Origin of the sequence: Roseateles chitinivorans (genome assembly GCF_050632235.1) — a bacterium.
Taxonomy (GTDB): domain Bacteria; phylum Pseudomonadota; class Gammaproteobacteria; order Burkholderiales; family Burkholderiaceae_C; genus Roseateles; species Roseateles chitinivorans_A.
The window spans coordinates 4,930,148-4,944,010 of record NZ_CP192584.1; the positions used below are offsets into that span (position 1 = coordinate 4,930,148).

Annotated in this window: 9 protein-coding genes; 3 read left to right on the top strand and 6 right to left on the bottom strand. The window is 67.4% G+C overall.

Annotated elements, in window-relative coordinates; genetic code table 11:
* The first annotated feature begins 79 nt into the window (after positions 1–79).
* Positions 80–2,902: an XrtA/PEP-CTERM system TPR-repeat protein PrsT gene (gene prsT, locus ACQ859_RS22510; protein WP_431262843.1), complete on the top strand. Its 2,823-nt coding sequence runs from the start codon at positions 80–82 to the stop codon at positions 2,900–2,902.
* A gap of 220 nt (positions 2,903–3,122) precedes the next feature.
* On the top strand, positions 3,123–3,926 hold the full coding sequence (gene xdp1 / locus ACQ859_RS22515; protein ID WP_431262844.1) for an exosortase-dependent surface protein XDP1: 804 nt from the start codon (positions 3,123–3,125) through the stop codon (positions 3,924–3,926).
* Positions 3,927–4,180: 254 nt separating this feature from the next.
* On the opposite strand, the gene typA is transcribed toward xdp1, so the two are convergent.
* From typA to rimP, 6 genes are all read right to left on the bottom strand, one after another.
* Positions 4,181–6,004, bottom strand: a complete 1,824-nt coding sequence (gene typA / locus ACQ859_RS22520; protein ID WP_431052016.1) for a translational GTPase TypA — start codon at positions 6,002–6,004, stop codon at positions 4,181–4,183.
* A gap of 84 nt (positions 6,005–6,088) precedes the next feature.
* Entirely contained in the window at positions 6,089–6,991 is a 903-nt protein-coding gene (gene truB / locus ACQ859_RS22525; RefSeq protein WP_431266628.1) for a tRNA pseudouridine(55) synthase TruB, read from the bottom strand.
* A gap of 105 nt (positions 6,992–7,096) precedes the next feature.
* Positions 7,097–7,477, bottom strand: a complete 381-nt coding sequence (gene rbfA / locus ACQ859_RS22530) for a 30S ribosome-binding factor RbfA (protein ID WP_331616714.1) — start codon at positions 7,475–7,477, stop codon at positions 7,097–7,099.
* Positions 7,478–7,552: 75 nt separating this feature from the next.
* Entirely contained in the window at positions 7,553–10,510 is a 2,958-nt protein-coding gene (infB, locus tag ACQ859_RS22535) for a translation initiation factor IF-2 (protein ID WP_431262845.1), read from the bottom strand.
* An 81-nt stretch (positions 10,511–10,591) separates the two neighbouring features.
* Positions 10,592–12,070 (bottom strand): transcription termination factor NusA, encoded by a 1,479-nt coding sequence (gene nusA, locus ACQ859_RS22540; RefSeq protein WP_431262846.1) that lies wholly within the window; start codon positions 12,068–12,070, stop codon positions 10,592–10,594.
* Positions 12,067–12,759: a ribosome maturation factor RimP gene (gene rimP / locus ACQ859_RS22545; protein WP_431262847.1), complete on the bottom strand. Its 693-nt coding sequence runs from the start codon at positions 12,757–12,759 to the stop codon at positions 12,067–12,069. Before rimP ends, nusA begins: the two co-directional genes overlap by 4 nt.
* 209 nt (positions 12,760–12,968) lie before the next feature.
* On the opposite strand from rimP, the gene fabI reads away from it, so the two are divergent.
* Complete coding sequence (gene fabI / locus ACQ859_RS22550; RefSeq protein WP_431262848.1) at positions 12,969–13,751, top strand: enoyl-ACP reductase FabI; 783 nt, start codon at positions 12,969–12,971, stop codon at positions 13,749–13,751.
* Positions 13,752–13,863 lie beyond the last annotated feature (112 nt).

Genomic DNA, 13,863 nt, shown 5'->3' on the forward strand with positions numbered 1-13,863 from the left:
CCGCCACGCGGGCGCCCTGCCCGCCTGCGCGCCGCGACGGCATCCGCCGCGCCACAGAACAACATCCCCGGGGGACGAGATGAGCACTCTTCGCAGGACCGGCTGGCGACGTCCCGCCGCTGCGGCATTGCTGGCGCTGCTGGCGATGGGCGCCTCGACCGCGCAGGCGGACAGCGTCAAGGCCGCGCGCTACTACGAGGACGCGCTCAAGCGCTTCGAGCGCCAGGACATCGACGGCGCCGTCATCCAGCTCAAGAACGCGCTGCAGCAGGATGCCCGCATGCTCACGGTTCACGTGCTGCTGGGCAAGGCGCTGCTGATGCGCAGCGAGGCCGCCGCCGCCGAGATCGAATTCAACGAGGCGCTGTCGCAGGGCATCAACCGCGCCGAAGTCGCCGTGCCGCTGGCGCAGGCGCTGGTCGCGCAGGGCAAGCAGGCCGAGGTGTTCAAGCAGCCGGCGCTGGTGCCCGACGGCCTGCCCGACAACATCCGCAAGCCGCTGCTGCTGGTGCGCGCGGCGGCGGCCTCGGACCTCGGCGATCCGTCGCGGGCGCAGGCCCAGATCGACCTGGCGCGCGCCATCCCGCCCGACAACGCCGACACCTGGCTGGCCGAGGTGCCGCTGCGCCTGCGCGCGCGCCAGTTCGACCAGGCCACCGCCGCCGCCGAGCAGGCGCTGCGCCTGGCGCCGGGCAACGGCGAGGCGCTCTACCAGCGCGCCACCGTGCCCCACGTGCAGGGCAAGCTCGACGAGGCGCTCAAGGGCTACGAGCGCGCGATCGCGGCCGATCCTCGCCACCTCGAGGCGCAGCTGGCGCGCGGCGGCCTGCTGATCGACCTGAACCGCGACGCCGACGCGCTGGCGCAGGTCCAGTCCGCCTTGAAGCTGGCCCCCAGCGAGCCCCGCGCCCTCTACCTCAGCGCGGTGCTCGCCGAGCGCCGCAATGACGCCGCCGCGGCCAAGGCCGCGCTGAAGGCCGTCACCGCCGAACTGGATCCGGTGCCGATCGAGTTCATCCGCTTCCGCCCCCAGGCGCTGATGCTCAACGGCCTGGCCCACTACGGGCTGGGCGAGATGGAGAAGGCCAAGCCCTACCTCGAGTACGCCCAGCGCCAGACCCCGAACAGCCCGCTGTCCAAGCTGCTGGCGCAGGTCTACGTGGCGGAGCCCAACCTCGATCGCGCCGGCGAGGTGCTGGAGTCCTACCTCAAGGCTTTCCCCGGCGATGGCCAGGCGCTGGTGATGATGGCCACGCTGCAGATGGCGCAAGGTCGCCACGCGCGCGCCGCCACCCTGATGCAGGAAGCGCTGAAGTCCCGGGATGCGCCGGAATTCCGCACCGCGCTCGGCCTGTCGCTGCTGCGCGGCGGCCAGTCCGGCGACGCGGTCGGCGAGCTGGAGAAGGCCTTCCAGCGCGATCCGCGCCAGGTCTACGCAGGCATGGCGCTGGTCTCGCTCTACCTGCGCGGCGGTCAGACGGCCAAGGCCGTCGGCATCGCGGACAAGCTGGTCAAGCAGGACCCCAACAACCCGACCGCCTGGATCCAGCTCGGCGTGGCGCGCCGTGCGGCCAACAACGCGGCCGGCGCGCGCGAGGCCTACCAGAAGGCCAGCCAGCTCGACCCCAGCCTGGTCGAGGCGCAACTCGGGCTGGCGCGGGTGGACATCACCGAACGCCAGTTCGATGCGGCCCAGGCGCGCCTCGCCGCGCTGCTGAAAACCGACGAGAAGAACGCCGACGCGCTCTACGAGATGGCGCTGCTGAGCGAAGCCCGCGGCCAGACGGCCGAGGTGCAGCGCTGGCTGTCCAAGGCCACCGACGTGAGCACCTCGCGCAACACGCGGGCCGACCAGGCGCTGGTCGCCTGGCTGCTGAAACAGGAACAGCCGGCGCCGGCGCTCGAAGCGGCCCGCAAGCTGCTCGGCAAGGCACCGGACGATCCGCAGACGCTGATCACCTACGCCCGCGCGCAACTCGCGAACCGCGACGTCAAGGGCGCCACGGCGACCTTGACCAACGCGGCGCGGCGCTCGGGATTCGGTGCGGATCCGCTGGCGCAGATCGCCGGCCTCCAGCTGGACGCGCGCGACCTCGCCGGCGCCGCCTACAGCCTGGACAAGGCGCTGCAGGCCGCCCCCCAGCATGTCGGCGCCCTGGCCCTGTCCTCGACCGTCGCGATGCAGCAGGGCAACCTGGCGCTGGCCGAGAAGCAGGCCAGGCAGGTCGTCCAGCTCCGGCCTCAGGCGGCGCTGGGCTACTCGCTGCTGGCGGACGTTGCCCAGGCGCGCAAGCAGCCCGCCCAGGCGCTGGAGGCGCTGCGCAAGGCCCATGAGGTCCAGCCCACCAGCGGCAGCCTGCTGGCGCTGATGCGGGCCCTGAGCCGGCAGGATGCAGCCGGCAAGGCCGCCCAGGATCTGGCGGAACGTTGGCTGAAGACGCATCCGGCCGACCTCGCGGCCTGGAAGGCGCTGGGCGACGCCCAGGCGCGCGCCGGGGCATTCCCGGCGGCCCGCCGCAGCTACGACGCGGCGCTCAAGCTCCGCCCCAACGACGTCGAGGCGCTGAACAACCTCGCGAACACGATGATCCGCCAGGGCGAGGCGGCGGCTGCGGCGACGATGGCCGAGAAGGCCCTGGCGCTGGACCCGCGCAACCCGTCCGTCATCGACACGGCCGGCTGGGCCTACCACCTGGCCGGCAACGGCGACCGCGCGCTGCAGCTGCTGCGCGACGCGCGCCTGCGCGAGCCCAATAGTCCGGACATCCGCTATCACCTCGCCGCCGCGCTGGCCAAGGCCGGGCGCAAGACCGAGGCACGGGAGGAACTGGACGCCGCGCTGCGCAGCACGGCGTTCGAAAGTCACAAGGACGCGCAGGCCTTGAGCCAGACGCTGCGTTGACCGCCGAAAGCCCCTCTGGTGAGGGGTTCCAGCGCCTGTCGGAAGAACTTACAGTCCTGTTCCAGAGGCGGACACATTCAACGACAAGTGCTTGTGCCGCAAGACATTCAGGACCTTGGCCCAGGCCTTGCTAACTGAAGGTCCAACGAATCTGACAACTCCGATCACGTCGGGGCACCGAGGGGAAACCATGCAAAGAGTTCAACAACGACTGATCGGAATGGCTGCCGTGGCGCTCGCGTCGCTGCTGCCGTTCAGCGCGCATGCGCTTTCCACCTGGACGGCCAGCAGCTGCGCCTCCAATTGCAGCGAGACCGGCGACGCGGCCCCGAACGTCAGCTACTCGGCCTACTCGGCGGCGATCAATACCTCCGGCGGCGCCTACTCCAGCACCAACGGCTTCGCGCAGAGCACGCTGGCGTACTACGGCGGCAGCGGTTTCGGCGTCACGGCGCCGAGCGGCGACGCGCAGTCGCCCAACCATGCGCTGGACACCTACGGCTACCAGGACCTGATCCTGCTGAAGTTCGACTCCGCCGTGAACCTGACCCAGGTCAAGCTCGGCTGGTGGCAGTACGACAGCGACATCACCGTCCTGGCCTATACCGGCAATACCAGCGGCGTGGACGCTGCCTCGACGATCACCGGCAAGACTGCCGCGTCGCTGAAGTCGGCCAACGGCTGGTCGCTGGTCAACAGCTACGCCGACGTCGGCAACAACGCCAACTCTACGGTCAACCTGAACACCAGCCTGACCTCGAGCTGGTGGATCATCACCGCCTACAACTCCCAACTGGGCGGCAGCCCGACGGGTGCCGACGGCTCGACCACCGGCCTGACGCGCGGTATCGGCAGCAGTTACGCCGGCTACGACTTCGTCAAGCTGTTCTCCGTCTCGGGCAACAAGGCCCCGGGCGGCGGCACCAACAACGGCAACGTGCCGGAGCCGGCCTCCCTGGCCCTGGCCTCGGTCGCCCTGCTCGGCCTGATCGGCGTGCGTCGCCGCAAGCAATCCCAACGCTGAGCATCCCTGCTCCGCGAAAGGCGACCCACGGGTCGCCTTTCTTTTGCCCGAGCACAACCCGACCCCGACCCCCAAAAGAAAACGCCCGATGCATCGATGCATCGGGCGTTTTCATTTCACGAGGTCCTCGGTCGCAAAACCTTGGAAGGACGGTACGGGTTGGGGGCGGTGAGGCGTGAGGTTTCAGCGCTTGCCGCTGGGGCCTCATGCCTCGGCGACCAACGCCCGGACTTCGCAGTCCAGGCGTTTCCCGATCAGCTCCGCAGCGCGCGCTTGCGCTCGTTTTCCGACAGGTGGCGCTTGCGCAGCCGCACCGACTTCGGCGTGATCTCGACCAGCTCGTCGTCCTCGATGAACTCGACGCCGTATTCCAGCGTCAGGTCGATCGGCGGCGTCACCTTGATGGCGTCTTCCTTGCCGCTGACGCGGAAGTTGGTCAGCTGCTTGGTGCGGGTCGCGTTGACGATCAGGTCGTTGTCGCGGTTGTGGATGCCGACGATCATGCCTTCGTAGACCGGGTCGTTCGGCTTCACGAACATGCGGCCGCGATCGTCCAGCTTGCCCAGGGCGTAGGTGAAGATTTCACCGGCGTCCATGGAGATCAGCACGCCGTTCTTGCGGCCGGCGATATCGCCCTTGTGGGGTTCGTAGCCGTCGAAGATGTTGGAGATCAGGCCGGAGCCGCGCGTCAGGTTCAGGAACTCGTTCGAGAAGCCGATCAGGCCGCGGGCCGGGATGCGGTACTCGAGGCGGACGCGGCCGCGGCCGTCCGGTTCCATGTTCACCAGCTCGCCCTTGCGCTCGCCCAGGGCTTGCATGACGCCGCCCTGGTGGGTTTCTTCCACGTCGGCGGTGACCAGCTCGATCGGCTCGCACTTCTCGCCGTTGATGGTCTGGAACACCACGCGCGGCTTCGACACGGCCAGCTCGTAGCCTTCACGGCGCATGTTTTCCAGCAGGATGGTCAGGTGCAGTTCGCCGCGGCCCATCACTTCGAAGATGCCGTCTTCGTCGGTCTCGCTCACGCGCAGCGCGACGTTGGCTTGCAGTTCCTTCTGCAGGCGGTCCCAGATCTGGCGGCTGGTGACGAACTTGCCTTCACGGCCGGCCAGCGGCGAGGTGTTGACGCAGAAGTTCATCGTCAGCGTCGGCTCGTCGACCTTGAGCATCGGCAGCGGGGCCGGGCTGCTCGGGCTGGTGACGGTCACGCCGATGCCGATCTCCTCGATGCCGTTGATCAGCACGATGTCGCCGGGGCCGGCTTCGGTGGCCTGCACGCGGTCCAGACCCTGGAAGGTCAGCACCTGGTTGATGCGGCCCTTGACGGACTTGCCGTCCGGACCTTCCATGACCAGCACGTCCTGCGAGGGCTTCAGCGTGCCCTGGCTGATGCGGCCCACGCCGATGCGGCCGACGAAGGTCGAGAAGTCCAGCGCGGAGATCTGCAGCTGCAGCGGCGCGTCCGGATCACCCTTCTGCGACGGCACGTGCTTGAGCACGGTGTTGAACAGGGCGGACATGTCCTCGCCCCACTTCTCGCCCGGCGCGCCTTCTTCCAGCGACGACCAGCCGTTGATGCCCGAGGCGTACACGACCGGGAAGTCCAGCTGCTCGTCGGTGGCGCCCAGCTTGTCGAACAGGTCGAAGGCGGCGTTGATGACGGCGTCCGGCTTGGCGCCCGGCTTGTCGACCTTGTTCACGACGACGATGGGCTTGAGGCCCAGCGCCAGCGCCTTCTTGGTCACGAAGCGCGTCTGCGGCATCGGGCCTTCCTGCGCGTCGATCAGCAGCACCACGCCGTCGACCATCGACAGCGCGCGCTCCACTTCACCGCCGAAGTCCGCGTGTCCCGGGGTGTCGACGATGTTGATGTGCGTGCCTTCCCAGCTGACCGCGCAGTTCTTGGCCAGGATGGTGATGCCGCGCTCGCGTTCGATGGCGTTGTTGTCCATCACGGTGTCGACGACCTTCTCGTGCTCGGCGAAGGTGCCGCTCTGGCGAAGGAGCTGGTCCACCATGGTGGTCTTGCCATGGTCGACGTGGGCGATGATGGCGATGTTGCGGATTTGCTTGCTCATGGGGCGGCTTTCGCTAGGGGCTTTCTCTGGATTCGGAGGAAGTCGGGAACTCGGGATGTCTCGGATCTTGTTGGCGATGCGGGCTCAGGCGGCCTGCATCAGCATGGAAGCGATTTCGGTCGGGCTCAGCAGACGATCGGCGATCAGCTCGCCGCCGGCCACGTGGGCGCTGCCCAGGAAGGCGCGCGGTGCCTGGCCGTAGACACGCACCTGCGGCATGTCGGTCAGCGTCACGCGCCGGCGCATGCCGGACAGGAAGCGGCCGGCCTCGTCGTTGCTCAGCTCGACCTCGGGCCATTCGCCCAGCAGGCTGTCTGGCGCGGTCAGCAGCGACAGGCGGGCCTCTTCGTCCAACGCCTCGATCTGTTCAAGCGTCACCGCCCGTTCGATCGACACCGGACCGCTCGCCGTCCGGCGCAGGCCGGCCAGGTGAGCACCACAGCCCAGTTTCGCGCCGATGTCCTCGCCCAGCGTGCGGATGTAGGTGCCCTTGGTGCAGCGCACGTCGATCACGAGCAGCAGCTCCGAAGGCTGCCAGTCGACGATGTCGAGCGCATGAATCGTCACATTGCGCGGCTGGCGCTCGACGGTCACGCCTTCGCGGGCCAGTTCGTACAGCGCGCGGCCCTGGTGCTTCAGTGCCGAGTACATCGGCGGCAGCTGCGAGATCGCGCCGCGGAAGCCCTCGCAGGCCGCGCGGATCGCGTCCAGGTCCAGCGACTTCGCGATCGCGTCGCGCTGCTCGAGGATCTCGCCCTCGCCGTCGCCGGTCGTGGTCGTGATGCCCAGGCGCAGCGTCGCGCGGTAGCCCTTGTCGGCCTCCAGCGAGACCTGGCTGAACTTGGTCGCCGCGCCGAAGGTCAGCGGCAGCAACCCGGTCGCCAGCGGATCCAGCGTGCCGGTGTGGCCGGCCTTCTCGGCGCGCAGCAGGCGCTTGACCTTCTGCAATGCGTCGTTGCTGGTCAGGCCGAGGGGCTTGTCCAGCATCAACACGCCGTGCACGGCGCGCTTCACGATCTTGGGGCGGGGGCTACTGCGCTCATCACTACGCGGCGGCCCTCTCGGGACGCCGTCTTTCTGGCTCGGAGGACCTCAGTCCTCGGTGGTCTCGTCGTCCTTGGCTCGGGACAGGTTCGCTTTGTTGATCAGCGCGCTCATCTCGGCGGCGCGTTCGATCGTGCGGTCGAAATGGAAATGCAGGCTGGGCACGGTGTGGATCTGCAGCCGCTTGAACAGCCCGTTGCGCAGGAATCCCGCCGCCTCGTTCAGCGCCGCGCCGGTCGCTTCCGGATCGCCGACCAGCAGCGAGAAGTAGACCTTCGCGTGCGCGTAGTCGGGCGTGACCTCCACCGCATTGATCGTCACCATGCCGACGCGCGGGTCCTTGAGGTCCCGGATCAGCTCGGCCAGGTCGCGCTGGATCTGGTCCGCCACGCGCAGACCGCGGTTGGGGATAGATCGCTTGTGACGCATGGCTCTTTCCTCACTCTCTCAAACAACAAAGCCCGGCGGTGCGAACCGCCGGGCATGAAGCTGCGGCAGGCTGGTTTACAGCGTGCGCGCCACTTCCTTGATTTCGAAGACTTCCAGCTGGTCGCCTTCCTTGATATCGCTGTAGTTCTTCAGCTTGATACCGCACTCGAAGCCTTCGCGGACTTCCTTGACGTCGTCCTTCAGGCGCTTGAGCGACTCGATCTCGCCGGTGTAGACCACGACGTTGTCGCGCAGCAGGCGGAAGCGCGCGTTGCGCGTCACGTGACCGCTGGTGATCATCGAACCGGCGATGGTGCCGATCTTGGTCGCCACGAACACGGTGCGGATCTCGGCGGTACCGATGATCTCTTCGCGCTGCTCCGGAGCCAGCATGCCAGCCATCGCCGCCTTCACCTCATCCACAGCGTCGTAGATGATGTTGTAGTAGCGCAGGTCGACGTCGTTGTGCTCGGCCACCTTGCGCGCGCCGGCATCGGCACGCACGTTGAAGCCGATCACGACAGCCTTGGAGGCGATCGCGAGGTTGATGTCGGACTCGCTGATCGCGCCCACCGCGGCGTGCACGATCTGGACCTTGACCTCGTCGGTCGACAGCTTGAGCAGCGAGGAAGCCAGGGCTTCCTGCGAGCCTTGCACGTCGGCCTTGATGATCAGCGGCAGCGTCTGCACGTCGCCGGCGGTCATTTCCGCGAACATGTTCTCCAGCTTGGACGCCTGCTGGCGGGCCAGCTTGACGTCGCGGTACTTGCCGGCGCGGAAGGTCGCGATTTCACGGGCGCGGCGTTCGTCGCTCAGCACCATGAACTCGTCACCGGCGCGCGGCACTTCCGTCAGACCCTGGATCTCGACCGGGATCGACGGGCCGGCTTCGGTGGCGTTCTTGCCATCTTCGTCCAGCATGGCGCGGACACGACCGTAGGTCGAGCCGGCCAGCACCACGTCGCCGCGCTTGAGGGTACCGGACTGCACCAGCACCGTCGCGACCGGGCCGCGGCCCTTGTCCAGCTTGGCTTCGATGACCAGACCCTTGGCCATCGAATCCTTCGCGGCCTTGAGTTCCAGCACTTCGGCCTGCAGCAGGACCTGTTCCAGCAGATCGTCGATGCCCTGGCCGGTCTTGGCCGACACCGGGACGAACGGCGATTCGCCGCCGAACTCTTCCGGCACGACCTGCTCGGCGACCAGCTCGCTCTTCACGCGCTCGGCGTTGGCGTCCGGCTTGTCGATCTTGTTCATCGCGACCACGATCGGCACGCCGGCTGCCTTGGCGTGGTGGATCGCTTCCTTGGTCTGCGGCATCACGCCGTCATCGGCAGCCACGACCAGGATGACGATGTCCGTCGCCTGGGCGCCGCGGGCACGCATGGCCGTGAAGGCCTCGTGACCCGGGGTGTCGAGGAAGGTGATCATGCCGCGCGGCGTATCGACGTGATAAGCGCCGATGTGCTGCGTGATGCCGCCGGCTTCGCCTGCCGCCACGCGGGCGCGGCGGATGCTGTCCAGCAGCGAGGTCTTGCCGTGGTCGACGTGACCCATGACGGTGACGACCGGCGCGCGGGGCAGCAGCTCGTGCTGGCCTTCGGCGGCGGCGCCCTCTTCTTCCAGGAACGCGTCCGGATCGTCCAGCTTGGCGGCGAACGCCTTGTGGCCCATTTCCTCGACCAGGATCATGGCCGTCTCTTGGTCCAGCTGCTGGTTGATGGTGACCATCTGACCCAGCTTCATCAGCTGCTTGATGACCTCGGAGGCCTTCACCGACATCTTGTGCGCCAGATCGGCGACCGAGATGGTTTCGGGAACGTGCACTTCCTGGGCCACCGGCTCGTTCGGAGCCTGGAAATTGGACTGCGAGGCGCCGCGATCGTCGCGACCGCCACGGCGGCCACCGGCACCGCCACGGCCGGGCGCGCGCCAGCTCGTGCCGCCGCCCGGACGTGCCGGACCGTCGGTACGGCCGCCACCCGGCTTGCCGGCGACGCCACGCTTCTTGGCGTCATCGGCCCAGCTGGAGGACAGCTTCTCGGACTTGACCGACTTCTTGTCGCCCGGCTTCGCACCGGCGGCTGCGGTCGTGCCAGCGGCACCCGGAGCGCCGCCCGGCTTCTTGTGGATGGTGCCCTTGATGCCGGCGGCCGGCGTGGCCTCGGGCTTGGGTTCTTCCTTCTTCGCGACCAGCACCTTCTTGGGCGCGTTCATCATCGCGCGGATGGCGGCGGCCTCGGCTTCGGCGGCCTTGCGGCGACGCTCCAGCTCGCCCTGGCGAGCCTTCTCGTCGGCGGCGACGTCCGCGGCCTTCACCACGCGCAGCACGGGCTTGGCGGGCTCGACCGGGGCCGGAGCCGGAGCGGCGGCCACCGGGGCCGGCGCAGGCGCAGCAGCGGCCGCAGCCTTCTCGGCCGCCTTGTCCGCGGCCTTCTCGGCCTTGGACTTGGCGGCGTCGGCGATCTTGCGTGCTTCCGCCTCGGCGGCGGCCTTGGCCGCGGCTTCGGCGGCGGCGGCTTCTGCCGCTTCACGCGCGGCGCGCTCTTCCTCGCGACGCTTCTCTTCCGCTTCGCGGGCGGCGCGCTCGGCGTCTTCACGCTCACGCACCTTGCGGGCGAGTTCCTCTTCCTGCTGACGCAGGGCCTCGGCTTGCGCCTGGGCTTCTTCCTCGCGGCGCTTCAGTTCGGCTTCCTCGGCGGCGGCGGCGGTGGCGTCATCGACACCGTCCTCGCGCTTGACGAAGACGCGCTTCTTGCGCACCTCGACCTGGATCGTGCGGGCCTTGCCCGACGCATCGGCCTGCTTGATCTCGCTGGTGGACTTGCGGGTCAGCGTGATCTTCTTGCGCTCGGCGCCGCCGGCGGTCCCGTGCGCGGTGCGCAGGTGATCCAGCAGACGTTCCTTGTCGCTTTCGTTCAAGGTGTCCTCGGCGGACGCCTTCTTGACGCCCGCAGCTTGGAGCTGCTCCAGCAACGTGGTCGCAGGCCTGTTGAGCTCTGCGGCCAGCTGGGCGACGGTGGTCACGGCCATTGTTGAAATCCTTAAATCTTGTGTGGGGCGGAGCGGTCTGGTTTCGCTTGAAATCGCTTCAGAGCGGTGTCTGCTCGGGCGTTATGCGTTGAACCAGTGCTCGCGCGCCTTCATGATCAAAGCGCGTGCCGCTGCCTCGTCCAGGGACGAAATCTCGACCAATTCGTCAACGGCCAGGTCTGCCAGGTCGTCACGGGTATGGATATCGCCGGCCGCCAGCTTGGCGATCAGCTCGGGGGTGACGCCGTCCAGGTCGCGCAGGTCCTGGGAGACCTCCTCGACCTTTTCCTCGCGGGCGATTTCCATCGTCAGCAGGGCGTCCTTGGCGCGAGTACGCAGCTCGTTCACGGTCTCTTCGTCGAAGGACTCGATCTCGAGCATTTCCTGCATCGGGACGTAGGCGACTTCTTCCAGCGAGGCAAACCCTTCGGCGATCAGGATGTCGGCGACTTCCTCATCGACGTCCAGCTTCTCGACGAACAGCTTGCGCACCCCGTCGGATTCCTCGGCCTGCTTGGCCTGGGATTCCTCGGCGGTCATGATGTTGATCTTCCAGCCCGTCAGCTCAGACGCCAGGCGCACGTTCTGGCCGCCGCGGCCGATCGCGATCGCGAGGTTCTCCTCGTCGACGACCACGTCCATCGCGTGGCGCTCCTCGTCCACGACGATCGACTGCACGTTCGCCGGGGCCAGCGCGCCGATCACGAACTGCGCCGGATCTTCCGACCACAGCACGATGTCCACGCGTTCGCCGGCCAGCTCGTTGGTCACGCCGTTGACGCGGGAACCGCGCACGCCGACGCAGGTGCCGATCGGGTCGACGCGCTTGTCGTACGAGACGACGGCGATCTTGGCGCGGCTGCCGGCATCGCGGGCGGCGTTCTTGATCTCGAGCAGGCCCTGCTCGATCTCCGGCACTTCCTGCGCGAAGAGTTCCTTCATGAACTCGCCGGAGGAGCGCGACAGCATGATCTGCGGACCGCGCTGCGTCGGGTCGATGCCCAGGATCACCGCGCGGACGCGGTCGCCGGTGCGCAGGTTCTCCTTCGGGATCATCTCGTTGCGCTTGAGGCGACCCTCGACGCGGCCCGACTCGGCAATGATGTCGCCCTTGTCCAGGCGCTTGACCGTGCCGACGAAGATCTTCTCGCCGCGCGACATGAAGTCGTTCAGCAGCTGCTCGCGCTCGGCGTCGCGGATCTTCTGCAGGATGACCTGCTTGGCCGCCTGGGCACCGATCCGGCCGATCGGCACGGACTCGACGCCTTCCTCGATGTGGTCGTCGACCTCGATGTCGGCGATCTGCTCCTGCGCTTCGAACAGCAGGATCTCGGAGTCGGCATTCTGCAGGCCGGCCTCGTTGGGCACGACGTGCCAGCGGCGGAAGGTCTCGTACTCGCCGGTGTCGCGATCGATGGCCACGCGGATATCGACCTCGCCGCCATACAACTTCTTGGTGGCCGAAGCCAGGGCCGCCTCAACGGCGCCGAACACCACATCGCGCTCCACGCTCTTCTCGCGCGAGATGGCGTCCACCAGCATCAACAGTTCGCGGTTCATTGATCGAGACCTCCGTCAACCTTGTCATCCGTCTGCCGGGACTTGGCATTGCTCTTCTTCTTCGACGCCTTGGGCTTCGCAGCCGCTCCGTCAGCCGATTCCGATCCGGGCGCCAAGCCCGTGTTCTTTTTCGCCGCGTCATCCGCGGCAGCGCCGCCCGTCGACTTCGACGCGCGACCCTTGAAAACGATCTCCGGCACCAGCTTGGCCGAGCGCACTTCGTCGAGCGCGAAGTCCAGCACCTGCTCGGTCTTGCCGTCCATGAAGATCACGCGCCAGGCGGTGTTCTGCGCCAGCGCGTTCCAGTCGTCCTGCGCCACGCCTTCGGCCGCGACCAGGACACCCCGGTACTTCTTGCGACCCTGGAAAGCCTCGCGCAATGTGATTTCCACTTCGTGACCGTTGAACCGGGCGTAGTCGCCGGCATTGTTCAGCGGACGATCGAGGCCGGGGGTCGACACTTCCAGGCGCGTGTAGTCGACTTCCTCGACTTCCATCACATAGCGCAACTGGCGCGTGACGCGCTCACAATCCTCGACGTTGACCGGCGTCTCCGGTTCCTGGCCGTTCACCAGCGGCTTGTCGATGAACACGCGCAGCAAGCCCCCGGCGCTGCGTTCGCAGCCCACCACCTCGTAACCGAGTCCGGTCACGGTTTTCTCAACAACGGCTTGCCAGCTCAAATTCATCGGCGAAAGTATTGGCCCTGCAACAGGCGCTTGGGACAGATTAGGAACAGCCAAAAAAATGGGCTGGATGAATCCGCCCACCGTTCACTTTTTCAGCGAAGCTAGAAGTGTACTATGCAAACAGCGTGCCGACAAGGCTGCGTCATCTGTCACAGCCTGACGTGCGAGAATCCCGGCCTCCCTCGAATCTATGAATACCAGGAGCAGACATGGGATTTCTCGCTGGCAAGCGACTGCTGATCACGGGCGTGCTGTCCAACCGCTCGATCGCCTACGGCATCGCCAAGGCCTGCCACCGCGAAGGCGCTGAACTGGCGTTCAGCTACCAGGGCGAGCGCTTCAAGGATCGCATCACCGAATTCGCCGCCGAATTCGACTCCAAACTGGTGTTCGACTGCGACGTGAGCGACGACGCCCAGATCGAACGCCTGTTCACGGACCTCGGCCAGCACTGGCCGGAATTCGACGGTTTCGTCCATTCGATCGGTTTCGCGCCGCGCGAAGCGATCGCCGGCGAATTCCTGGACGGCATGACGCGCGAGAACTTCCGCATCGCGCACGACATCTCCGCCTACAGCTTCCCGGCCATGGCCAAGGCCGCCCAGCCACGCCTGCGCGCCGGCTCGGCGCTGCTGACCCTGTCGTATCTGGGGGCGGACCGCTTCGTTCCCAACTACAACACCATGGGCCTGGCCAAGGCCTCGCTGGAAGCCAGCGTGCGCTACCTCGCCTATGGCCTGGGCGGCAAGGGCATCCGGGTGAACGGCATCTCCGCCGGGCCGATCAAGACGCTGGCCGCCTCCGGCATCAAGGACTTCGGCAAGCTGCTCAAGCAGTTCGCCGACAGCGCCGCCATCAAGCGCAACGTCACGATCGAGGACGTCGGCAACACGGCCGCCTTCCTGCTGTCGGACCTGGCGGGCGGCATCAGCTCCGAAATCGTCTACGTCGACGGCGGCTTCAGCCACGGGGCGATGGCCGGGACGGAGTGACAGCCGGCTGACTCCGGTCGCCGGCGAAAGCCGGGCCGGGGTCTCCTCATACGTCTCGCAGGCTCCACAAATCGTCGACCCCGGCCCGGCTTCCGCCGGCTCCAACCGAGGT

Bases quoted from the DNA above. Each gene is read 5' to 3' on its own strand.
- prsT (WP_431262843.1), top strand. From the start codon at position 80: ATGAGCACTCTTCGCAGGACCGGCTGGCGACGTCCCGCCGCTGCGGCA.
- xdp1 (WP_431262844.1), top strand. From the start codon at position 3,123: ATGGCTGCCGTGGCGCTCGCGTCGCTGCTGCCGTTCAGCGCGCATGCG.
- typA (WP_431052016.1), bottom strand. From the start codon at position 6,004: ATGAGCAAGCAAATCCGCAACATCGCCATCATCGCCCACGTCGACCAT.
- truB (WP_431266628.1), bottom strand. From the start codon at position 6,991: ATGCTGGACAAGCCCCTCGGCCTGACCAGCAACGACGCATTGCAGAAG.
- rbfA (WP_331616714.1), bottom strand. From the start codon at position 7,477: ATGCGTCACAAGCGATCTATCCCCAACCGCGGTCTGCGCGTGGCGGAC.
- infB (WP_431262845.1), bottom strand. From the start codon at position 10,510: ATGGCCGTGACCACCGTCGCCCAGCTGGCCGCAGAGCTCAACAGGCCT.
- nusA (WP_431262846.1), bottom strand. From the start codon at position 12,070: ATGAACCGCGAACTGTTGATGCTGGTGGACGCCATCTCGCGCGAGAAG.
- rimP (WP_431262847.1), bottom strand. From the start codon at position 12,759: ATGAATTTGAGCTGGCAAGCCGTTGTTGAGAAAACCGTGACCGGACTC.
- fabI (WP_431262848.1), top strand. From the start codon at position 12,969: ATGGGATTTCTCGCTGGCAAGCGACTGCTGATCACGGGCGTGCTGTCC.